The organism is Lactovum miscens (assembly GCF_014202895.1).
Classification (GTDB): domain Bacteria; phylum Bacillota; class Bacilli; order Lactobacillales; family Streptococcaceae; genus Lactovum; species Lactovum miscens.
On sequence record NZ_JACHHV010000009.1, the window covers coordinates 1 to 21,529 of the forward strand.

Annotated in this window: 18 protein-coding genes, 11 tRNA genes, 2 pseudogenes and 1 riboswitch; of the genes and pseudogenes, 29 read left to right on the forward strand and 2 right to left on the reverse strand. The window is 37.2% G+C overall.

What is annotated here, in order from left to right; all coding sequences use genetic code 11:
• The first annotated feature begins 136 nt into the window (after positions 1-136).
• The 14 genes from HNQ37_RS03515 (at position 137) to HNQ37_RS03580 (ending at position 11,777) form a co-directional block, all read left to right on the forward strand.
• Positions 137-721, forward strand: a complete 585-nt coding sequence (locus HNQ37_RS03515; protein ID WP_183539375.1) for a hypothetical protein — start codon at positions 137-139, stop codon at positions 719-721.
• A 96-nt stretch (positions 722-817) separates the two neighbouring features.
• Positions 818-1,834 (forward strand): NAD(P)H-dependent glycerol-3-phosphate dehydrogenase, encoded by a 1,017-nt coding sequence (locus tag HNQ37_RS03520; RefSeq protein ID WP_183539377.1) that lies wholly within the window; start codon positions 818-820, stop codon positions 1,832-1,834.
• A gap of 31 nt (positions 1,835-1,865) precedes the next feature.
• On the forward strand, positions 1,866-2,783 hold the full coding sequence (gene galU, locus HNQ37_RS03525; RefSeq protein ID WP_183539379.1) for a UTP--glucose-1-phosphate uridylyltransferase GalU: 918 nt from the start codon (positions 1,866-1,868) through the stop codon (positions 2,781-2,783).
• Between the two features lie 82 nt (positions 2,784-2,865).
• Entirely contained in the window at positions 2,866-3,261 is a 396-nt protein-coding gene (locus tag HNQ37_RS03530) for a NusG domain II-containing protein (protein WP_183539381.1), read from the forward strand.
• Positions 3,261-3,791, forward strand: a complete 531-nt coding sequence (locus HNQ37_RS03535; protein ID WP_183539463.1) for a Gx transporter family protein — start codon at positions 3,261-3,263, stop codon at positions 3,789-3,791. The genes HNQ37_RS03530 and HNQ37_RS03535 overlap by 1 nt, the downstream gene beginning before the upstream one ends.
• On the forward strand, positions 3,782-4,738 hold the full coding sequence (locus HNQ37_RS03540; protein WP_183539383.1) for a polyprenyl synthetase family protein: 957 nt from the start codon (positions 3,782-3,784) through the stop codon (positions 4,736-4,738). The genes HNQ37_RS03535 and HNQ37_RS03540 overlap by 10 nt, the downstream gene beginning before the upstream one ends.
• Positions 4,738-5,436 carry a 16S rRNA (guanine(527)-N(7))-methyltransferase RsmG gene (gene rsmG, locus HNQ37_RS03545; RefSeq protein ID WP_183539385.1) on the forward strand — a complete coding sequence of 233 codons (699 nt, stop codon included), beginning with the start codon at positions 4,738-4,740 and terminating at the stop codon, positions 5,434-5,436. The genes HNQ37_RS03540 and rsmG overlap by 1 nt, the downstream gene beginning before the upstream one ends.
• A gap of 98 nt (positions 5,437-5,534) precedes the next feature.
• A complete protein-coding gene (locus HNQ37_RS03550; RefSeq protein WP_183539388.1) occupies positions 5,535-6,125 on the forward strand; it encodes a 5-bromo-4-chloroindolyl phosphate hydrolysis family protein in 591 nt (196 codons plus the stop codon).
• Entirely contained in the window at positions 6,112-7,254 is a 1,143-nt protein-coding gene (locus HNQ37_RS03555; RefSeq protein WP_183539390.1) for a toxic anion resistance protein, read from the forward strand. The genes HNQ37_RS03550 and HNQ37_RS03555 overlap by 14 nt, the downstream gene beginning before the upstream one ends.
• A 306-nt stretch (positions 7,255-7,560) precedes the next feature.
• A complete protein-coding gene (pfkA, locus tag HNQ37_RS03560) occupies positions 7,561-8,580 on the forward strand; it encodes a 6-phosphofructokinase (RefSeq protein ID WP_183539392.1) in 1,020 nt (339 codons plus the stop codon).
• 119 nt (positions 8,581-8,699) lie between these two features.
• Positions 8,700-10,211, forward strand: coding sequence for a pyruvate kinase (pyk, locus tag HNQ37_RS03565; RefSeq protein ID WP_183539394.1), 1,512 nt, complete (start codon positions 8,700-8,702; stop codon positions 10,209-10,211).
• A gap of 262 nt (positions 10,212-10,473) precedes the next feature.
• A riboswitch (Fluoride riboswitch) is annotated at positions 10,474-10,532 on the forward strand.
• 97 nt (positions 10,533-10,629) lie between these two features.
• Positions 10,630-11,061: a fluoride efflux transporter CrcB gene (gene crcB, locus HNQ37_RS03570; protein WP_183539396.1), complete on the forward strand. Its 432-nt coding sequence runs from the start codon at positions 10,630-10,632 to the stop codon at positions 11,059-11,061.
• Between the two features lie 12 nt (positions 11,062-11,073).
• A complete protein-coding gene (crcB, locus tag HNQ37_RS03575; protein ID WP_183539398.1) occupies positions 11,074-11,427 on the forward strand; it encodes a fluoride efflux transporter CrcB in 354 nt (117 codons plus the stop codon).
• Positions 11,428-11,444: 17 nt separating this feature from the next.
• Positions 11,445-11,777 (forward strand): DUF190 domain-containing protein, encoded by a 333-nt coding sequence (locus HNQ37_RS03580; RefSeq protein WP_183539400.1) that lies wholly within the window; start codon positions 11,445-11,447, stop codon positions 11,775-11,777.
• A 178-nt stretch (positions 11,778-11,955) separates the two neighbouring features.
• Here the strand turns inward: HNQ37_RS03580 and HNQ37_RS03585 are convergent.
• Positions 11,956-12,099 (reverse strand): annotated as a pseudogene (locus tag HNQ37_RS03585) (IS30 family transposase); the annotation flags it as partial.
• Between the two features lie 304 nt (positions 12,100-12,403).
• Between HNQ37_RS03585 and HNQ37_RS03590 the strand changes: the two are divergent.
• The 12 genes from HNQ37_RS03590 (at position 12,404) to HNQ37_RS03645 (ending at position 14,046) form a co-directional block, all read left to right on the forward strand.
• Positions 12,404-12,655: a hypothetical protein gene (locus HNQ37_RS03590; protein ID WP_183539404.1), complete on the forward strand. Its 252-nt coding sequence runs from the start codon at positions 12,404-12,406 to the stop codon at positions 12,653-12,655.
• 124 nt (positions 12,656-12,779) lie between these two features.
• Positions 12,780-12,853 (forward strand) — tRNA-Arg (locus HNQ37_RS03595).
• 122 nt (positions 12,854-12,975) lie between these two features.
• Positions 12,976-13,047 (forward strand) — tRNA-Asp (locus HNQ37_RS03600).
• A 49-nt stretch (positions 13,048-13,096) separates the two neighbouring features.
• Positions 13,097-13,169, forward strand: a tRNA-Lys gene (locus tag HNQ37_RS03605).
• A 25-nt stretch (positions 13,170-13,194) separates the two neighbouring features.
• Positions 13,195-13,267 (forward strand) — tRNA-Thr (locus HNQ37_RS03610).
• A gap of 37 nt (positions 13,268-13,304) precedes the next feature.
• Positions 13,305-13,376 (forward strand) — tRNA-Gly (locus HNQ37_RS03615).
• A gap of 17 nt (positions 13,377-13,393) precedes the next feature.
• A tRNA-Leu gene (locus tag HNQ37_RS03620) sits at positions 13,394-13,477 on the forward strand.
• Between the two features lie 34 nt (positions 13,478-13,511).
• Positions 13,512-13,585: transfer RNA gene (locus HNQ37_RS03625), tRNA-Pro, on the forward strand.
• A 51-nt stretch (positions 13,586-13,636) separates the two neighbouring features.
• Positions 13,637-13,710 (forward strand) — tRNA-Met (locus tag HNQ37_RS03630).
• A gap of 25 nt (positions 13,711-13,735) precedes the next feature.
• A tRNA-Ile gene (locus HNQ37_RS03635) sits at positions 13,736-13,809 on the forward strand.
• A gap of 36 nt (positions 13,810-13,845) precedes the next feature.
• Positions 13,846-13,919: transfer RNA gene (locus tag HNQ37_RS03640), tRNA-Ile, on the forward strand.
• Positions 13,920-13,958: 39 nt separating this feature from the next.
• A tRNA-Ser gene (locus tag HNQ37_RS03645) sits at positions 13,959-14,046 on the forward strand.
• A 195-nt stretch (positions 14,047-14,241) separates the two neighbouring features.
• Here the strand turns inward: HNQ37_RS03645 and HNQ37_RS03650 are convergent.
• A pseudogene (locus HNQ37_RS03650) lies at positions 14,242-14,971 on the reverse strand (IS30 family transposase).
• A gap of 594 nt (positions 14,972-15,565) precedes the next feature.
• On the opposite strand from HNQ37_RS03650, the gene dnaG reads away from it, so the two are divergent.
• The 3 genes from dnaG to HNQ37_RS03665 all read left to right on the forward strand — a co-directional run bounded on the left by dnaG (position 15,566) and on the right by HNQ37_RS03665 (position 21,513).
• Positions 15,566-17,446, forward strand: a complete 1,881-nt coding sequence (dnaG, locus tag HNQ37_RS03655; RefSeq protein ID WP_183539406.1) for a DNA primase — start codon at positions 15,566-15,568, stop codon at positions 17,444-17,446.
• A gap of 59 nt (positions 17,447-17,505) precedes the next feature.
• Positions 17,506-18,900 (forward strand): RNA polymerase sigma factor RpoD, encoded by a 1,395-nt coding sequence (rpoD, locus tag HNQ37_RS03660; RefSeq protein WP_183539408.1) that lies wholly within the window; start codon positions 17,506-17,508, stop codon positions 18,898-18,900.
• Between the two features lie 360 nt (positions 18,901-19,260).
• Positions 19,261-21,513: an ATP-dependent Clp protease ATP-binding subunit gene (locus tag HNQ37_RS03665; protein WP_183539410.1), complete on the forward strand. Its 2,253-nt coding sequence runs from the start codon at positions 19,261-19,263 to the stop codon at positions 21,511-21,513.
• Positions 21,514-21,529 lie beyond the last annotated feature (16 nt).

Sequence of the window (21,529 nt, forward strand, 5' to 3'; positions counted from 1 at the left end):
TCCTTTTCTACTTTATTTTTCCAAATTCAAGTATAAAGGTTTCAGGTGTTTTTTTCTTGCTTCAGGTGGCTAACTTAATTTTACAATTTGCCAAATTTTAAAAGTTAAGAAAAATCCTTTTTGGAATGCAAATATTATGCTGAATATTTCAATGGGATTTAAAGGCGTATTGAATAGCTTGGTATTTATACTTTTTGCCTACTTGCTCTTTAATAATGAAAGTGTTATTGGAAATCTAACTTCTTTACAAGCCACTTTGAGTGTGATTAGTTCCTTTGTTTTTGCTAAATTATTTTTAACTAAATATACTCGAAAGCTATACTTTCTGACAAGTTTCTTTAGCTTTATAGTTTATTTGTTTTTGGCTATTTTTGCCAGTCCTATAATGTTGATTATTGCTTTTGTCATTTTTGGTATCACTCAGAGTTGGGGGAGTGCTATTGCAAATTCTATGAATTATCAATTTTCAGAATTTGGTGCTAGGGGATTCACTCGAGACGAATATATTGTTGCTTCAGAGTTTCCTATGGCATTTGGACGTATAGGAGGGCTACTGATCGTATTCTTATTGGAACAAGTTCTGTCATCAATTGAGTTGACATATAGAGTAGTTTTCATTCTTATTGGTAGTATGTGGTTAGTAGAATTCTTTATGATTGATCATGGGGTGGGCTGGAAGAGTGAAGAATTTGTTCGGACAAAAATAGAAATCAAGAGTTAGATAATATTTAAATTAATTTATTAAGGTATCATAAAGATTAAGAGGTAAAGCCTGAGGGTTATAACTTTTTGCCTTGTTTTTGTTATAATAGGGCTAATGATTAGTCAAAATATTGCAATATTAGGCCCGGGTAGTTGGGGAACAGCACTTTCTCAAGTTTTAACTGACAACGGGCACCATGTCATTCTGTATGGTGACAGTCCGGCCCAGATTGCTGAAATTAATGAACAACACACAAATAAAAGATTCTTTAAGGATATTGTCCTTGATGAACGTATACATGCTTCTACAGACTTGAAAGAAGTTCTAAAGAATGCGGATACGATTCTTTTTGTTGTTCCAACTAAAGCTACTCGTTTGGTTGCAAAGCAAGTTGCAAGAGTTCTAGATCATAAAGTTCATATTTTACACGCCTCTAAGGGTCTTGAACAAGGAAGTCATGAAAGAATATCGACAATTCTTGAAGAAGAGATTCCTGCAGAGTTGCGAGGTGAAATCACTGTGGTATCTGGACCTTCACATGCAGAGGAAACCATAGTTCGTGATATTACTCTGATCTCTGCTGCATCCAAAAACCAAAAAGATGCAAAATATGCTCAAGAACTTTTGAGCAATGATTACATGCGTCTTTATACGAATACAGATGTTGTGGGAGTTGAGACCGCTGGTGCATTAAAGAATATTATTGCTGTTGGTGCGGGTGCACTTCATGGCCTAGGTTTCGGGGATAATGCAAAAGCAGCTATTATAACACGTGGTCTTGCAGAAATTACTCGACTTGGAGTAGCAATGGGAGCACAGCCTTTAACTTATATTGGTTTGTCAGGAGTGGGGGACCTTATTGTTACGGGTACTTCAAAACATTCTCGAAACTGGCGGGCTGGTGATGCACTTGGACGTGGTGAAAAATTAGCTGATATTGAAGCTAATATGGGAATGGTTATTGAGGGAGTATCAACTTGCAAAGCCGCCTATGAATTATCTCAGGCATTGGATATTGAAATGCCAATTACTGAAACAATTTACAAAGTTCTCTATGAAGGCCTAGAGCCAAGAAAAGGAATTCTTGGGATGATGCGTCGGGAAGCTAAGCAAGAAAATGAATTTGATTAAGCTGGTTAATTAGTCTAGAAAGAAGAAGACAATGCCTAAAAAAGAAGAACATAAAAAAGTAAGAAAAGCAATTATCCCCGCTGCAGGACTTGGAACACGTTTTCTCCCCGCTACGAAGGCAATTGCTAAGGAGATGCTTCCAATAGTTGATAAACCAACAATTCAGTTTATTGTTGAAGAAGCTCTGAATTCAGGTATTGAGGATATCTTGATTGTGACTGGCAAGGCCAAACGTCCAATTGAAGATCATTTCGATTCAAACATTGAATTGGAACAGAACCTTAAAGAAAAAGGGAAAACTGAACTTTTAAAATTGGTTGAAGAAACAACGGATATAAATCTCCATTTTATTCGTCAATCTCATCCGCTTGGACTGGGACACGCTGTTCTTCAAGCAAAAGCTTTTATCGGTGATGAACCTTTTATAGTGATGCTTGGTGATGATTTGATGAACATCAATGGTGAGGGATTACCTCTGACGAAACAACTTATTGATGATTATGAGATGACGCATGCTTCAACAATTGCCGTTATGGAAGTGCCTCATAATGAAGTCAATAAATACGGAGTAATTGCTCCTGAAGGAGAAGTCTCAAAAGGTCTTTACAATGTGGCTAAATTTGTTGAAAAACCAGCGATTGAAGATGCTCCGTCTGATCTTGCTATTATTGGGCGTTACCTTTTAACACCAGAAATTTTTGAAATCCTTGAAACTCAAAAGCCTGGTGCAGGTGGTGAAATTCAATTGACGGATGCGATTGAGACCCTTAATAAAACTCAACGTGTTTTTGCCCGCCAGTTTACTGGCACACGATATGATGTTGGTGATAAATTTGGTTTCATGGAAACATCAATTGAATATGGTTTACATCATCCGCAAATCAAAGATCAGTTGAAGGACTACATTATTAAAAAGGCGAAAGAATTATCGAAGCAAAATAAGGAATAACTAATAAGATGTCACAAAGAAATTTGGGGCATTTTTGTGTCAGGTGTGAATGATTTCACGCAGAATATGATATGATTAAATAATGAAAATTCTGAAGGATGTTAAGTTAAAACCACTGGACATTATAATTCTTGCAGTCCTTGTTATGGTTTCATTTTTTCCCCTAACACTTTTCGCGAATTCAAATACTGTTCCTAATCAAGTCATTGTCCGTGCCCACGGTAAAGTTGTAAAAACCCTTGAATTGTCTGTTAACCAAGTATGGACTTATAAAGACAATGGTGATTATAATAGAATTCAAGTTAAAGACAATAAAGTGCGTGTTCAAGAGGCAAATTGTCGTGATTTGATAGACGTTAAGGCAGGTTGGATTTCTAAGAATGGTCAAACTCTTGTTTGCCTTCCTCACAGCCTTGTTGTCGCATTAACTGGAAACGGACCAGTTAAACAAGACGGAAAGGTTGTAGATTATCAATGATGAATTTAAGAGAAATGCTCTATGTGTCGTTGTTGACTGCTACTGCCACAATTATTGGGCTTTTTGAAAGTTCGCTTCCGCCTTTCTTTGCTTTTGCACCAGGCGCTAAAATTGGTCTTCCAAATCTTGTTATGATAATTGCAATGTTTACTTTGAGTGGGAAAAAAGTCTGGTCTATGCTAATGTTGCGCTTGATCATTACAGCGCTGTTCACAGGTTTTTCTGTTTTTCTATATTCAGCCGCTGGTGGAGTCCTAAGCCTGGCAGCAATGTACTTGATTAAAGCCTTTGGCCCAAAATTAGTTTCGATTATCGGTATTTCCATAGCCGGGGGTTTTTTCCATAATGCAGGGCAGCTCTTAGTCGCCTCAATTATTGCCCAAACTCCATCAGTAATGCTCTATTTGCCTTGGTTAGCATTTTTTGGCCTCTTGGCAGGTTTTGCAATTGGAATCGGTGGAAACTTACTTATCAGGCGGGTTCAGCCCATTAACCAATTATTTTTACAGAGAAATCAAATATGGTCGTAAATTATTTTAGTAAAGAGTATCCGAAACTCGCTTCAGATTTGAACAAGGTTAAGCGATTGATGAAAAAATCGGTGATAATAAAAAATCAAGATGTTAAAGATGCTATCTTGAATATTTTCAATGCTGGTGGCAAGTTGCTTCGTCCAGCTTATCTTTTACTCTTCTCTGAATTTAGTCTATTGGAGGATAAGCAAAAAGTTGCTCTTGCAGCGGCTATAGAGATGCTGCATAATGCGACACTGATTCATGATGACATCGTGGATGATGCAGACACAAGACGTGGTGCCACAACAATATCAAAACTTTATGGGGCGGATGTAGCTGTTTATGCAGGCGACTATCTTTTTGTTTCTGCTTTCAAAACTTTGAGTCAACAAGATTTCGAACTCTCGAATTTAACTGATCAAACAAACTCTGTCGAACGCTTATTAGGTGGGGAATTGGGACAAATGAGTAAACGTTTTGATTTGACTCAGTCTATTGATGACTATGTTAAAAATATTTCTGGGAAGACGGCAGAGCTTTTTGCTTTAGCTTGTTCAATTCCGTTAATGATTGATGGGCATAAGAAGCTAGCCCAACGTGCATTTAAAATTGGACGAGAAATCGGTTTGGCTTTTCAAATAATGGATGACTATCTAGATTATTCCAGTGATAGTGTAACTTTAGGAAAACCGGTCCTAGAGGATGTTAAGCAAGGGGTTTATTCTGCTCCAGTCTTATTTGCATTCCAGGCTGATCCTGAAAAAGTGACTGCTGATCTGAAAGATAAAAATTTTGAAACCTTTTATGATTTTATTTTGAGTTCAGGATCTCTTGAGAAGACAAAGAAATTAGCTAAACTCCATACAGACGCTGCACTTACAATGATAGCTAAATTGCCTAGGGGTGAGACTAGAGAAAAAATTGCCGATATCACCTCGGAATTGTTAGAAAGAAAGATCTGATGAAGCCTGAAGAATTTGCGAATAAATTTGAATTAAGCGAAAAGCAAATACAACAATTTGAGACTTATTTTGCTCTATTAATTGATTGGAATGAAAAAATTAACTTAACAACGATTACGGATAAAGAAGAAGTTTATCTCAAACACTTTGATGATTCAGTTGCACCAATCAAGTTTGGTCTAATCAAAAACGAAAAAGTTAAGTTGCTAGATATCGGTGCAGGAGCTGGTTTTCCGAGCTTGCCGATGAAGATTCTTTACCCAGAGATTGAAGTTACAATTATTGATTCTTTGAATAAGCGAATTAATTTTCTTAAGCTACTGACTGAAAAATTGAATTTAGAGAATATAACGCTACTTCATGGCAGAGCTGAAGACTTTGGGAAAGATAAAGACTATCGGGGGCATTATGATTTCGTGACCGCCCGTGCTGTTGCTCGACTCAATATTTTGACTGAATTGACACTCCCATTTTTAAAAAAACAAGGCCAATTACTTTCATTTAAAGCCACCAAATTTGATGAAGAATTAGCGGATGCTAGAACAGCCATTACTACATTGGGGGGAAAATTTGAAAAGTCAATTGATTATGAACTCATTGATGGGTCAAAACGTCACATCGCAATAATAAAAAAATGTCTTGATACCCCAAATAAATACCCTAGAAAGTCTGGGACGCCGAACAAAAATCCGTTATAAAATATAAAAATCAGACGAAAGTCGGATTTTTTTTATTTGAGAGAGATGCTATAATTTGATCATAGAGATGGAGGTCTACTACCTTGAATAATAATATGATGAATAATAATAATTTTAATTACATGATGGGTGGTCATTCTAGTTTTTTTGGCCTTATTATCACAATTGTCGTGTTTGTAATTATCATAAAACTAATTGTGAGTTTTTCAGTTATGCATCAACAAAAAAAAGATGAAAATCCTGAAATTAAACTTAAAAAAAGAATAAGGAATTATAAGGACTCGGGCCTTTCAGACAATGATGTCAAGCTTTTTCGTGAAACGATGGGTGAAGCAAAGAAACATATCTTGGGCTGGGATAAAGCCGTCCAAAAATTGACAGATCTTTCAGTCATTGAAGATGTGACAGGTGGTGTTCAAGCAGCCAAGAAGACTTTTCAATTTATCGCGAAAAATCCGACTGAATTGACCAAACAGAATGATTTTCTTTACAAAGATCTGCCAAACATGACAAAGCTTATTGCAAGTTATGAAATGTTAATGGCAGAATCAGTCAAGAATGATACAGATTTGAGTGAAACTCTTTTCTTAATCAAGACCTTATCAGCCAAAGTGGCTGATAATTATCATAAAATCTTGATGAGAGATGTTAAAATAATCAGTGAGGAGGTGACGAATGACCACGCCTAATAATATTGAAAATTTAAATATCCAGGACATTCCTGAAGAAGCTAAAATAGTTTCTGAAAATTCAGCCTTAGCAACTTTAAATGAAGATGAAAAAAATCAAGCCTTGGGCTTTGCTGCATCATTGAACGAAAATGAACCTCAGAGTGTGGTTGATTACGGCGCATCAGCCCAAAAGAATATTGCTGATTTTTCACAAACGGTTTTAAATAAAGTTCAAGCTAAAGATTTAGGTGAAGTCGGTGGTAGTCTGACTGATTTAATGTTCAATCTTCAGCAAGCTAATCCTAACGATCTAGTCGGTGGAGATAATGGCTTTTTTGCAAAGATGTTTGGTAAGGTAAAAAAATCGATTTTTGAAGTAACACAGAAGTATCAAAAGATTTCAGCAGGAATTGATAAAATTTCTGCAAAACTTAATGTTGAACAAAACGGTCTCCTCGAAGACAATAAAACTTTGAATGGTCTTTATGATGAAAACCTCAACTATTTCAAATCATTAAACGTTTATATCGCAGGTGCGGAATTGAAGCTTCAACAATTAGACAATGAAGTACTACCAGCCGCGCGGTTAGAGATATCATCAGATACAGAGAATTCTTTAGCGGTTCAAAAGGTTGCTGATCTTGAAGCTTTTAAAAATCGTTTGGATAAACGTGCTCACGACCTTCGTCTGGCACGTCAAATGACAATTCAACAAGCGCCACAGATTCGTCTGATTCAAAACACCAATCAAGAATTAGTTGATAAGATTCAAACTTCAATTAACACAGCCATTCCTTTGTGGAAGAACCAAGTGGCAATAGCTTTGACCTTGCTCAAACAAAAAGATGCACTTGCGAGTCAACGTATTGTTTCACAAACAACCAACGATCTTTTAAGAAAGAACTCTGAGATGCTGAAGACCTCTGCTATTGAGACCGCTAAAGAAAATGAGCGAGGGATTATTGATATTGAGACCTTGAAAACAACCCAGCAAAATTTGATTGATACCATTCAGGAGACTCTGGAAATTCAGGCTGATGGCCGACAAAAACGTCAACAATCTGAACATGAACTACTTCGTATGGAAGGAGAAATCAAAGCTAGATTACTTGAATTCTCAGTGTCAGATAGTCCATCGAATCAATAATTGAAAATTGATATATTTTGATGTGTAGCCTGATATTATTCCCAATATTAGACTTATTATGAAACGTCTCATAAAACTGGACAACTGCTCAAGTATCACTACTGCTTGGGTTTTTTTCTAGTACGCCATTTTTAATCAATATTCTTTTAGAGGTAGGCAATTTCATTTTTTTAGTTGGTTTCTAAGTAAAAAGATTATCAAATAGCTCTGAAAGCGCCTAATTGCAAACGTTTCCGAAAAATACTTTGAATGTTCTGTGCTATAATTAATACATAAAATATTAAATATTGAGAGGACGATTTCATAATGAAACGTATCGCTGTGTTAACTTCTGGTGGAGACTCTCCGGGTATGAATGCTGCTATTCGCGCAGTAGTTCGCCAGGGAATTGCTGAAGGCATGGAAGTTTATGGTATTAAATACGGTTACAAGGGACTGGTTGAAGGTGACATTGAATTACTTGATACTGCTTCAGTTCGTGACCAAGTAGCTCGTGGAGGTACTTTTCTTTACTCAGCACGTTATCCTGAATTTGTTCAATTAGAGTATCAACTTAAAGGAATTGAGCAATTAAAAGCGCGCGGGATTGAAGGGGTTGTCGTAATTGGTGGGGATGGTTCATATCATGGAGCAATGCGCTTGACTGAGCATGGTTTCCCAGCAATTGGCCTTCCAGGTACTATTGATAACGATATTGTCGGTACTGAATACACAATTGGGTTTGATACTGCAGTAACAACTGCAGTAGATGCGCTTGATAAAATTCGTGATACTTCAAGTTCGCATAACCGTACGTTTATCGTTGAAGTAATGGGACGCGATGCAGGTGATATTGCACTTTGGGCTGGTATTGCTGCAGGGGCAGATGATATCTGTATTCCTGAGCGAGAGTTCAAGGTTGAAAATATCGTAAAACGTATGAATGAAGCACATAAACAAGGGAAAAATCATTACTTAATAGTCCTTGCAGAAGGTGTAATGCATGGTGAAGAGCTTGCAGAAGCTTTGAAGCGCCAAGGTGATTTATCTGACCTCCGTGTCTCAGTTCTCGGCCACATCCAACGTGGTGGTTCACCAACAGTTCGTGATCGCGTTCTTGCTTCAAGAATGGGTGCTCACGCTGTTAAACTTCTTAAAGAAGGTAAAGGCGGACTCGCAGTAGGTATTCGTCATGAGAAATTGGTTGAAAACCCAATTCTTGGTTCAGTTGAAGAGGGTGCTCTGATGTCTATCAACCCTGATGGATCAATTAAAGTCAATTTCCCACATGAGGCTCCAATTGAACTCTATCGTCTGAATAAAGCATTAAATAATTATTCTAAGTAATATGACGCTCAGCGCCATAGGTGCTGAAGACTAATATAATGTTAAAGAGATGACGAAAAGTCAAGAGTGAAAATTGATTTCAGCTATCTCCAATCCAATAAATAAGGAGAAAAATCATAATGAATAAACGTGTAAAAATCGTTGCAACCCTAGGTCCTGCTGTTGAAACTCGTGGTGGCAAGAAATTTGGTGAATCTGGCTACTGGTCAGGTCCACTTGATGTTGAAGTTTCAGCTAACAAAATAGCAGAATTGATCAACAATGGTGCCAATGCTTTTCGTTTCAACTTCTCACACGGTGACTATGAGGAACATGCAGCACGCATGGTAACGGTTCACCGCGCTGAAGAAATTGCTGGTAAAAAGGTTGGTTTGTTGCTTGATACTAAGGGTCCAGAAATTCGTACTGAAGTATTTGAAGGTGGTGAAGACTACATCGAATACAAGACAGGACAACAATTTCGTGTTGCAACTAAGCAAGGTTTGACATCAACCAAAGATGTTATTGCTTTAAATGTTGCTGGTGGCCTTGACATTTTTGATGATGTTGCAGTTGGTAAAACGATCCTTATTGATGATGGTAAGCTTGGCTTATCAGTTATTGATAAAGATACTGATACACGTGAATTCGTCGTTGTAGCTCAAAATGATGAAAAGATTGGTAAACAAAAGGGTGTAAATATCCCTAACACTACGATTCCTTTCAAAGCGTTGGCTGCACGTGATGCTGAAGATATTCGTTTCGGGTTATCACAACCAAATGGCGGTATTAACTTTATCGCGGTTTCATTCGTTCGTACTGCTAAAGATGTTAACGAAGTTCGCGCCATTTGTGAAGAGACTGGCAACAGTCACGTTAAACTTTTTGCCAAAATTGAAAATCAAGAGGGGATTGACAATCTTGATGAAATTATTGAAGCATCTGATGGTATCATGGTTGCCCGCGGTGATATGGGTATTGAAGTACCATTTGAAATGGTACCAGTTTACCAAAAATTGATTATCTCTAAGGTTAACCGTGCTGGCAAGATGGTTATTACTGCAACAAACATGCTTGAGACAATGACTGACAAACCTCGTGCCACTCGTTCAGAAATATCAGATGTTTTCAATGCTGTTATTGATGGTACAGATGCAACTATGCTCTCCGGTGAATCAGCTAATGGTAAGTATCCTGCTGAATCAGTTAAGACAATGTCAACTGTTGACATGAACGCTCAACAATTGCTCAAAGAATATGGTCGTTTCCAATTCCACGAATATGATAAGTCTAACGTGACTGAGGTTGTAGCTTCAGCTGTTCGTGATGCAACTAAGTCATTGGAGGTTAAACTGATCGTTGCTTTGACTGAGTCTGGGTCAACTGCTCGTTTGATCTCTAAATACCGTCCTGATGCTGATATCCTAGCTGTTACATTTGACGAGAAGATTGAACGTAGTTTGATGATCAACTGGGGGGTTATCCCAATGTTGACTGAGAAGCCAAGATCAACTGATGATATGTTCGAAATTGCTGAAAAAGCAGCACTTGAATCCGGGCTTGTTGAGGCAGGTGATAACATTATTATCGTTGCTGGTGTACCTGTAGGTAGTGGTCGTACTAATACAATGCGTATTCGTACAATTAAATAAGACACATTTAAAAAACTCTGCTTGGCAGGGTTCTTTTTTATATCTGGACACTCTCATTAATCAAAATTAGAAACCATTTCCGGTGGCTTGTACATCACGTATTGATCCTTTAAAAAATTAATTTTTCATGTGGTAACTTATCAGAGGAATTTAAATTTACAATATTTCCTTCTTTTATAGTTGTTTATTATTGAATTTGTAAACATTATATGCTATCTTTATGAGTATATATGTTTGATGGTTTGTTATTGTGTTTTATAAATATAAAATAGGTGATGGAGTTCACCATAACTGCTATATGCTAATGACTCCTACAAAAAACCTATAAAAGGTTTCTTGTAGGAGTCTTTTATTTTTAATGAATTAAGTTATTATTTAATTGAAAAATAGGCATTATACATTGAGAAAGTGATAGATCATGAGAAAATATACTTTTATAGCTATAGGCGGAATGCTCGGGGCAATATTGAGATATACAATAAAGAATATACATATTTTTTCTTATAAAGAGGTGATACCAATAAATACATTAATTATTAATGTTTCTGGTACTTTGCTTTTAGCTCTTGTATTAACCATCTCTTTTGAGATTTTTGAGCTTGATGCTGATATAAGATTAGGTATAGCTACTGGATTTTTAGGCGCATACACAACTTTTTCGACCTTGTGTAAGGAAACTGTAAATCTTATGAATCAAGGTGACTACTATTCTGCTATATCTTATATTGGATTTACAGTAATGCTTGGCCTTGCTGCTGCTTATTTTGGAGTGGTGCTTGCAAGAGATGTAGTTGCAAAGTTTATAGATAAAGATAATGGTGCTGATGATATGGACACGGAAGATACTTAGGAGGTTAATTAAATGACATATATGTTACTTGCGATTGGTGGAGCATTCGGTAGTTTGGTGCGGTATAGCCTTGGTAAATTTATAAGTGAAAAATCAAAACATGCTTTTCCAATAGGAACTTTTATAATTAATATTACAGGTGCTACCTTGTTAGGGATTGTTAGTACAATTGGCCTTAGTAGTAATATGATGTTGCTACTGGGAGATGGTTTTCTAGGCGCATACACAACATTTTCAACATTTATGTATGAGGGGTTTAATTTATTTCAGGAAAAAGAAAAAATCAATGCTTTTATATATATTTTATGTTCAGTAGTATTAGGTTTAATAGGATATGCTTTAGGATCTAAAATAGGTAAATTATAAAGAGGAGGGTGATAATAATGAAACTAGGCGATAATTGCAAAATTTTAAAAATTTATATTAGTGAAGATTCCCGATTTGAGGGACATAACTTATACCATGCATTGGTTATAAGGCTAAAAGAAATTGGCATGGCAGGAGTAACAGTTACTAGAGGGCTTGAAAGTTATGGTAAGTCAAAAGCAATCCATGATATGAAAATACTTGATTTAAGTTCGAGTCTCCCTATAATAATTGAGGTAATTGATGAAGTTGAAATGATTGAGAAAGCACTTCCAATAGTGGATGAAATGGTAAAAGAAGGATTAGTCATAACTACTGATGTTAATGTTATAAAATATGGTAGGGATTAATAAAATATTTGCTTAATCTGCGGAATTGGGAAAATCGTTATACGATTCAGTTATATTCAAAAGATAAATTACAAATAATAAGATATTGAGTTATATCAAAGAGGTTTAATATATTTTATAGGTGGCAAATTGCAAATTTAATTTAGCCACCCCTAAAAACCTGAAGTGGTACCTGATACTAAAGCATTTTTCTTGGATAACAATTTGTCCGAGTCTCAATTTTGGCAACAGCTGAAGCTGTTGTTTTCTTTTTTCCTTTCGATAAGAAATGTCGGATCATATGCTTATGATTCTCATTGCTTCCACCTTCAAAGCTCGCATAATTAGGAATAGAAATAGACAAATATATTAAACTAATATTGGATGAAAAGTATTCAGAGTAGAAAAGGTGAAAATAAGTCTATTAGTAGAGTCCAGGCATATCGAATACTTGATAGTGCAGCAGAGCATGTTGAACTTTAATCGGGCGGAACTCACACGCTCAAAAGACATTTGGAACTTGGGAAAATATTCCTTGTTGTGATGTAGTTTAGTTTTGACGGTTGTGCATTTACTGTTTTATTGAGTACCATAAAGGCTAAGATTTCAGGCCTGATCACAAATCCTTGATTGTTATGTGGGTTTGGTTGGTTACTAACCTTACAACAGATAGATTTAGTGGTGCTCCTATTAGTAGTTATGTTTGGCTTTTGAAGTTACTCTTTACTATGCTGAGTTTTACAACGGCTATGAACCCATATTTTGCTCCTATACTTATTATGATTGAAGTGTTTGGATTTAACTTCAATCCCATATATATTGCCAATTATAACCATTCCTATCTTTTAAATGGAAATATTTCAATCTACGCTCAAGAAAAGCTTGACGAAAATCTTTGACTTTTTAAAATTTAACTTTAGAACAAGGAAGAGAAAAATTAAGAATCTTACATTTAATTCTTGACAAGGAAATAATCATTTAGTATAATCTAATAGTTGCGTTAATGAAGTAACAAGAGTGTATGCGCCCATGGCTCAACTGGATAGAGTACTTGACTACGAATCAAGCGGTTGCAGGTTCGAATCCTGCTGGGCGCATTCTATTCTATGAACATAGAATGATAACTTCCTTGAAGAATAATAGGGAAGTATTTAGAACAAAGATTTACAGAGTAAATCTTCCAACTAATATCTATGGTCCATCCAAGAAGTATTAGTAAGGTTCCATAGTATATCGGTTAGTACGCCGCCCTGTCACGGCGGAGAGACGGGTTCGATTCCCGTTGGAACCGTTTATTTTCATTGATATAATCAGTGAATTTAAATTATCTAAAATAACTAGACTCCTTAGCTCAGCCGGTAGAGCATTTGACTTTTAATCAAAGGGTCGCGCGTTCGAGCCGCGCAGGGGTCATCAATTTATTATTTAATTCCAACTAGCCGACTTAGCTCAGTTGGTAGAGCATCTGATTTGTAATCAGAGGGTCGCGTGTTCGAATCATGTAGTCGGCAGAAATTTCTATTAAGTAATAGAAATTGGATATTCATTGCGAACGTAGCTCAGTGGTAGAGCTCTACCTTGCCATGGTAGAGGTCGCGGGTTCGAATCCCGTCGTTCGCTTAAGATTCGTCTTTAATGCCCGGATGGCGAAATCGGCAGACGCACAGGACTTAAAATCCTGGGGAGGAAACTCCGTGCGGGTTCAAGTCCCGCTCTGGGCATAAACTTTATTTTGAAGTTTAAGTGTTTTAATTACGGGAAGTAGCTCAGCTTGGTAGAGTACTTGGTTTGGGACCAAGGTGTCGCAGGTTCGAATCCTGTCTTCCCGATAAAGTCGGTTAGTGGCTTTAAACAAGGTTGATTAGACTTTGTCTTATAATGGCGGTGTAGCTCAGCTGGCTAGAGCGTTCGGTTCATACCCGAGAGGTCGGGGGTTCGATCCCCTTCGCCGCTATATTACGGATAAACCGTTTTCAACTGGATCCTTAGCTCAGTTGGTTAGAGCTATCGGCTCATAACCGATCGGTCGCTGGTTCGAGTCCAGCAGGATCCAAATAAATCAAGTCGTTTCACGATTTGATTTTTGTTAGGGAGTTTAGCTCAGTTGGTTAGAGCACTGTGTTGATAACGCAGGGGTCCCAGGTTCGAGTCCTGGAATTCCCATTGAAAATTTATCTTTTCAATGCTATAATTTAATACAATGGAGACGTACTCAAGTGGCTGAAGAGGACGGTTTGCTAAATCGTTAGATCGCGAAAGCGGTGCGTGGGTTCGAATCCCATCGTCTCCTTGTTACAGCAGTATATAAAAGTGCCTAGTAGTTCCTAGAAGTGCTTTAATACTGCTTTTTTGGTACCTATAATTCATTTGTAAGCATCTAAAAGTTCCTAGAAGTTAATGACTTCTCGCCCCTTTTTTTCCCCTTGAGAATTATAAAACAATTTTTTCAAGGTCTTTAATTACATTTTCTTTTGGCAAATTGCAATTATAAGTTAGCCAGTTTTAACATAGATGTAAACTTTTATAATTGAACATTTTTCTTGGATAAGAATTAATTTATTTTTCAATAAAGGTCACAAAAAGTTACAATTTTTTTGTCGTTATTCATGTTCCCTTAGGCAAAATCGTCAAATTATCCGGTTATGATTCTTATTGCTTCCACGCTCAAAACTTGCGTGAGCATGACAATAGTAAATAGGGCAGTTCACCACTTCATGAAGGCTTGCAAATTAACGGTCATTATCCGAAGTAAGGGATTTGAACGGAAGTGTTTGCTGAATGACTTGGAGTGTCGTGTTGCCGGATTGAGCTGACTTATCTGGAATTAATCGGATCAACTCTAAACGTGTCTTTCTTTCTGTATGTGTCAGGAGATACCCCCGTCGCTTTTGTCAGAGGGGGTTATCAATCTCGTAATGTCCAAATTTTTCACGCTGGTTAATCATCTCACGACATTGTTTGATGGACAAACCATAAGGTCGCTTAGGCTGAGTGGAAGGAAGTTTCTTCATCATTTTATGGTGGGAGTAAGTAAATCAAGATAATTCATATCCAGACTACCCGCTTGAGTTCATGATGAATCGTTTGTGGGGCTTTCCCTAAAAGTTGTGCAATCTGATTTCCACTTCGGTGTTCTCTATTGTACCAATGTTCACAATTTTCCGTTATTCAATCAGCGTTAAATATTTGCCTTTTATGTTAGGACGATCTTGCATCTGAATTCCCCCTCTACTTACTTCTCCAAATTCAAGTATAAAGGTTTCAGGTGTTTTTCTTTCTTCAGTTGGCTAACTTAATTTTACATTATTTCCAATAATAACTTGTTAATAAGTAAAGATTAACTTTCCATTTTGTATATTTTGCACTTACTTCTTAAAGATAAATAATAGATTTACCTTAAGATAGGACCATATAAAAACAAATATGATCTTTTGGTCAAAACTTATGAACTTGATATATAATGGATGCTGAGTAGGATTAATAAGATTTTGGAGAAAAGCTTAAAATTTTACTGCCAGATTGAAGCCTCTTGAAAAGCGAATGTATGAGATTTCCTGAATTTAGAAAAAAACGTAGAAATAAATTTCAATAATATAAAAATATGCTATAATTTAAAACATAGAAGAATCAAATATTTTTAAATTATTATTTTTAGGTTTTCCTTTTTTGGTTCAATTAACAAAAATAGGGAAACAAATCACCAATATTAAAGGGAACGAGGGCTTGGGTTCTAATCTCATCGGTTCCTAAGTCTAAGAACGCCAGTTTTAGGGCGTTTTTTCAGCTTTTTAAAATTGGAAGGAGGAAAAATGGCAATTCCAAAAGAAGAAATCACTGAAATTCGAAATTCCGTTAATATTGCTGACTTTATAGGTCAGTTTGTAGCCTTAAAAAAGTCTGGTCAAGGTTTTCAAGGCCTTTGCCCTTTTCATAATGAAAAGTCTCCTTCTTTCAATGTGACTCCCTCTAAGGGAATCTTTAAATGCTTTGGTTGTGGTAAAGGAGGTTCTATCTTTGACTTTGTGATGGAATATAAAAAAATTGGCTTCCAAGCTGCCGTTAAAGAAGTAGCAGATTTTGCGGGGATCCATGTCCAGATTGATCAGGCAGACTCCTTTAAAGCAAATCCGAATGCCAATCTTTATGAGATCAATAATCAAGCATCCTATATTTTTGAAAATTATTTACTTATTACTGAGCAAGGTAATAATGCTAGAGATTACCTTAAAAAACGTGGGGTTAATGAGAAAATTGCTAAGCAGTTCAACCTGGGATTATCAGCTGACTCGCCCAATTTTCTATATCAAGGTTTATCTAAAAAATTTGAAGAAGATGTTTTAGCCAAGTCTGGCCTTTTTAACTTTAGTAACAAACAGGCTTATGACGTTTATCAAAATCGTCTCATGTTTACCATTCATGATCAAAACGGTCAGGTTATTGGATTTTCAGGGCGCATCTGGCAGGAAAATGACGAACGTCAAGGAAAATATGTCAATACAACGACGACTCCAATCTTTGAAAAGTCAGATGTTCTTTACAATTTACATCGGGCGAAAGATACCATAAAGAAGACGAAGGAAGTTTATCTGATGGAAGGCTTTATGGATGTCATAGCGGCCTATAAGTCTGGTATTAATAATGCAGTGGCGATTATGGGGACGGCACTGACAGAAAAGCACATAAAGACTCTAGCACGATTAGCAAGTAAGATTGTACTTGTAACGGACGGGGACAAGGCGGGACAAGCTGCCATTGAAAAATCTTTGAAAGTCATCTCTAATATAGATGTACAGATTGTCAAGATACCTGATGCACAAGATCCTGATGAGTACGCTCGTGATCATGGGGCACTTGCTTTAGAAAATCTCTTGATCAATTTCAGAATGTCGAAATCTGAGTTCTTAATGGACTACCTAAGGCCTACCAATCTGAACAATGTGGTAAATCAGCTTGAGTTTCTCCAAAAAATGGCAGAAGTTATTGCGGGTGAAAAAAACACAGAGCTTCAGACAGTCTATATGCGTCGATTAGTTGAGATATTGCCTGATTTCGAGTATAATCAGGTAGAACAGGCTGTCAAAAATGTGATCAAAAGTAAGAGGCCAAATCAGAAGAGTTTTCCTATAAATTCTTCTGGCCAGTCGCACTATTCCAATCAGGATTCTAACAGTTTTTCCTCTAGTTCTTTTAGTAACAGGTATGAAGAATCTGATTTTGCAAGTTATGATGCTCAAGAATTTAGTCAATCTTTGCCTACAAGAAAAATTACCAAGTCAGAAAAGCTAGAATGGCAACTTTTACACCGTATGCTTTTGCAGCCTGACTTTCTTGAAAAAATTAGCCAAGATGTTTCAGTCAAATTTATACATCGTGAGACCGCCTCTCTCTATGATGCGATGATTCTTGAACAGTTAACTCAGGGTATGATTGATGATATCTATTTTCCGGAGTCTCTTGATCCAGAACTTAGAAACCTCTATTATGATATTCTTGCTCAAAACCTACCAGAAGTAATCTCTGAAAATGAACTGGATGAAATTTTAAGTGCACTACGTAGGGAGACAATCTTAAGTAAGGTTGAAAAACTTAAATTGGAAGGTTTAAAGGCTCAAAATGAAGGAAATCAAAAAAGAGAACTTGAGCTGGCCAATGAAATCTTTCAGCTAAGAAAATCGTTACAAGACAATTGAAATTATTGGGTTGGAGATCTCGGTCTTCAATCAGAAAACAGAAATATGGAGTTTTTACATTGACGACTAAAAAACGTGTTTATGAAATTGCAAAAATTGCTGGTTATACGAGTGCTGAACTCGTAGCTGAGGCAAAAAAACTTGGTCTTCCTGTAGAATCCCATTCGTCATCATTAGATGAAAAACAGGCAGCTCAATTATTGAAAGCATTACCGGTTAAAGCAGCTAAGATTGAAGCAGTAAAGAAGACTGCTAAGGAAGAAAAGACTAGGAAAGCTGTAGCCAAAAATAAAGTAATCTCTGATGTAAAGGCAAGTAAAAAGGCGGGTAGTCCAACTGGTAAGGTTACCAAAGCAGAACAGAAGAAACAAATTAAAAGTTTCATTATAGATCACAAACTAACAATGACTGTGCTTGAGACAGAAATCACTGAAGATCTTGCTATCAAACTTGGACTTGAGGCGAATCAAATTGAAGATGCCATTCAGAAAATTCAAGATGCAGGTATTCAAATCCTGGATGAAGAAGGTAACCCGTCAGCTTTAGCTGTGGCTGCGAATGAAAAGATTGAGCGTGAAGCAGCAATTGAGAATCTTGACAATATTGTCTCTAAATCTCGTATTGATGATCCCGTTCGTATGTACCTTAAAGAAATTGGTCAATATAGTTTGATTCCAATTGAAGAAGAAACAAAACTGGCTGAAGCTATCATTCGTGGCGGTGATGAGGGGGAATTGGCTAAGCAGATGCTTGCCGAAGCTAATCTTAGACTTGTTGTCTCTATTGCAAAGCGTTATTCTGGCCGTGGCATGCAGTTCCTGGACTTGATTCAAGAAGGTAATATGGGCTTGATGAAAGCTGTTGATAAGTTTGACTACACCAAGGGATTTAAGTTTTCAACTTATGCGACTTGGTGGATTCGTCAAGCCATCACTCGTGCAATTGCTGATCAAGCGCGCACTATTCGTATTCCTGTCCACATGGTTGAGACAATTAATAAGTTGATCCGTGTACAGCGCACCTTGATGCAAACTAATGGTCAAGAGCCAACCCCTGAAGAGATTGGTAAGGAAATGGGGTTGGAAGCACAACGTGTCCGTGAAATTTTAAAGATTGCTCAAGATCCAGTTTCACTTGAAACGCCGATTGGTGAAGAAGATGATTCTCACCTTGGTGATTTTATTGAAGATAATATTATTGAGGACCCTGCGACTTACACAAACCGTGCAATGCTTCATGAACAACTTGATGAGGTTATGGATACATTAACTGACCGTGAAGAAAACGTGCTTCGTATGCGTTTTGGTTTGGACGACGGACGTATGCATACTTTGGAAGATGTTGGAAAACAATTTAAGGTAACACGTGAGCGTATTCGTCAAATTGAAGCTAAGGCTTTGAAAAAACTTCGTCACCCTCGTCGTTCAAAGAAGTTAAAAGACTTCATGAATTAAGATTCAAAATATTTTAAACACCTGACTAATATTGGTCAGGTGTTTTTAACGAAACTGAGTTGACCAATTTAAAAAATGATCTTATACATCGCACTGAATTAAGCTAATGTTCACATAATAAAAATTTAATTTATTTTTTAAAAAAATTAGCACTTTAGTTAAAAGACTGCTAAAATTAAAAATCAAAAAACTGTAAACTCAACAGTATCAAGGGATTAGAGCTGAATCAATTCCTTGACAAGTTTTGTATCTAAGAGTATAATCTATTTAACAAAGGTCAAAAAAGGTCAAAGAATTTTAAAAACTTTGTCTCTGAATACACTTTTTGTAATATAATATATTTAAATAGGGAGGGCTACTATGCTTTGTCAAAATTGTAAGCTAAATGAAGCCACAATTCACCTTTATACTAATGTAAATGGGCAAAAGCGGCAGATGGATCTCTGCCAGAATTGTTATCAAATTATGAAGGCGGGCGGACAGGAAGCATTCTTTCAAAACACCACAACTTCTCCAGTTGATAGCGGTACTAATAACAATAACAATCAAGAATTTAATCCCTTTGGTGATATCTTTTCGGCTTTGAATGGGCAGCAACAGAGCTTTAACACACCTCCAACTCAATCAGGGCGTGGGCCTGGTGGTCCGCGTGGTCCTAAGAAGGAGAAGGGCTTGCTAGGCGAATTTGGTATTAACATTACTGAATTTGCGAGACGTGGTGAGATTGATCCGGTTATCGGTCGTGATGAGGAAATCACTCGTGTGATTGAAATCCTTAATCGCCGTACCAAGAATAATCCAGTTCTCATTGGTGAACCAGGTGTTGGTAAGACTGCTGTCGTAGAGGGTTTAGCTCAAAAGATTGTGGATGGAGACGTTCCACAAAAATTGACGAACAAGGAAGTTATCCGACTTGATGTTGTATCTTTAGTTCAAGGGACAGGAATTCGTGGTCAATTCGAAGAACGTATGAAGAAACTTATGGATGAAGTGAAGAAGCGTGAAGACGTAATTCTCTTCATAGATGAAATCCATGAGATTGTTGGTGCAGGGTCTGCTGGGGACGGGAATATGGATGCGGGTAACATTTTGAAGCCTGCCTTGGCTCGTGGTGAACTCCAATTGGTTGGCGCAACAACTCTGAATGAATACCGTACCATTGAAAAAGACGCCGCTCTAGAACGTCGTATGCAGCCTGTTAAAGTGGATGAGCCAACTGTTGAAGAGACTCTAACAATTCTTAAGGGAATTCAACCTCGTTATGAAGATTATCACCATGTTAAGTACACCGATGAGGCGATTCAAGCTGCTGCTCACTTATCAAATCGCTATATCCAAGATCGTTTCTTGCCGGATAAAGCAATTGATCTTCTAGACGAGTCTGGTTCAAAGAAAAATCTGACTTTGAAATTTGTTGATCCAGAAGACCTTCAAAGGCGTATTGATGAAGCTGAAAAGTCAAAGAATGAAGCGATGCGTTCAGAAGATTTTGAAAAAGCTGCCTATTTCCGAGACCAAATCACGAAGCTCAAAGAATTGTCAAATAATAAGGTAGCTGATGAAGAAACACCAGTGATAACTGAAAAGGACATTGAACAAATCGTTGAAGCCAAAACAGGTATTCCTGTGGGTGCTTTGAAGGAAAAAGAGCAAACTCAATTGATCAATTTGGCTTCAGATCTGCGCTCTCATGTTATTGGTCAAGAAGAAGCGATTGAGAAAGTAGCAAAGGCAGTGCGTCGCAGCCGTGTCGGCTTGGGTAAACCCAACCGCCCAATCGGTAGTTTTCTCTTTGTTGGTCCGACAGGTGTTGGTAAAACAGAATTGGCAAAACAATTAGCACTTGAACTCTTTGGTTCAGCTGATAGCATGATTCGTTTCGATATGTCTGAGTACATGGAGAAACACTCAGTGGCCAAACTCATTGGTGCACCTCCCGGCTACGTAGGTTATGAAGAAGCAGGTCAATTGACTGAAAAGGTTCGTCGTAATCCTTACTCGTTAATCCTTTTGGATGAGGTAGAAAAAGCTCACCCAGATGTCATGCATATGTTTTTGCAAATTCTTGACGACGGCCGTTTGACTGATGCTCAAGGGCGTACTGTTTCCTTCAAGGATACAATTATCATCATGACTTCTAATGCAGGATCTGGAAAGATTGAAGCTTCTGTTGGGTTTGGTGCTGCGCGTGAAGGACGTACCAATTCTATTCTCAACCAATTGGGTGATTTCTTCAGTCCTGAGTTCTTGAACCGATTTGATGCAATCATTGAATTTGACGTTCTTTCAAAGAAAGATCTAATAAAGATTGTTGACTTGATGTTAGCAGAAGTAAATGATCAAATAGGTAAGAATGAGATTTATCTAGAAGTTTCACAACCAGTCAAGGAAAAGCTTGTTGACTTGGGTTATGATCCCAAAATGGGTGCCCGTCCACTTCGTCGTACTATTCAAGAGAATATTGAAGACCCAATTGCGGACTTTTATATTGAACACCCTGAGAATAAACAACTCCTTGCTGATTTGATTGATGATAAGATTGTTATTTCAAACAGAGTTGAAGAGGGTTCAACTGAAGAGATGCAAGAAAAAACTGCTGATACTCCAGTCTAAAAAAGCTTCCCAAAAG

Excerpts from the sequence above, each read along its gene's own strand:
- pfkA (WP_183539392.1), top strand. The coding sequence starts at position 7,561 with ATGAAACGTATCGCTGTGTTAACTTCTGGTGGAGACTCTCCGGGTATG.
- HNQ37_RS03540 (WP_183539383.1), top strand. The coding sequence starts at position 3,782 with ATGGTCGTAAATTATTTTAGTAAAGAGTATCCGAAACTCGCTTCAGAT.
- dnaG (WP_183539406.1), top strand. The coding sequence starts at position 15,566 with ATGGCAATTCCAAAAGAAGAAATCACTGAAATTCGAAATTCCGTTAAT.
- galU (WP_183539379.1), top strand. The coding sequence starts at position 1,866 with ATGCCTAAAAAAGAAGAACATAAAAAAGTAAGAAAAGCAATTATCCCC.
- HNQ37_RS03530 (WP_183539381.1), top strand. The coding sequence starts at position 2,866 with ATGAAAATTCTGAAGGATGTTAAGTTAAAACCACTGGACATTATAATT.
- HNQ37_RS03665 (WP_183539410.1), top strand. The coding sequence starts at position 19,261 with ATGCTTTGTCAAAATTGTAAGCTAAATGAAGCCACAATTCACCTTTAT.
- HNQ37_RS03515 (WP_183539375.1), top strand. The coding sequence starts at position 137 with ATGCTGAATATTTCAATGGGATTTAAAGGCGTATTGAATAGCTTGGTA.
- rsmG (WP_183539385.1), top strand. The coding sequence starts at position 4,738 with ATGAAGCCTGAAGAATTTGCGAATAAATTTGAATTAAGCGAAAAGCAA.
- crcB (WP_183539398.1), top strand. The coding sequence starts at position 11,074 with ATGACATATATGTTACTTGCGATTGGTGGAGCATTCGGTAGTTTGGTG.
- HNQ37_RS03535 (WP_183539463.1), top strand. The coding sequence starts at position 3,261 with ATGAATTTAAGAGAAATGCTCTATGTGTCGTTGTTGACTGCTACTGCC.
- HNQ37_RS03555 (WP_183539390.1), top strand. The coding sequence starts at position 6,112 with ATGACCACGCCTAATAATATTGAAAATTTAAATATCCAGGACATTCCT.
- HNQ37_RS03580 (WP_183539400.1), top strand. The coding sequence starts at position 11,445 with ATGAAACTAGGCGATAATTGCAAAATTTTAAAAATTTATATTAGTGAA.
- HNQ37_RS03550 (WP_183539388.1), top strand. The coding sequence starts at position 5,535 with ATGAATAATAATAATTTTAATTACATGATGGGTGGTCATTCTAGTTTT.
- HNQ37_RS03520 (WP_183539377.1), top strand. The coding sequence starts at position 818 with ATGATTAGTCAAAATATTGCAATATTAGGCCCGGGTAGTTGGGGAACA.
- pyk (WP_183539394.1), top strand. The coding sequence starts at position 8,700 with ATGAATAAACGTGTAAAAATCGTTGCAACCCTAGGTCCTGCTGTTGAA.
- crcB (WP_183539396.1), top strand. The coding sequence starts at position 10,630 with ATGAGAAAATATACTTTTATAGCTATAGGCGGAATGCTCGGGGCAATA.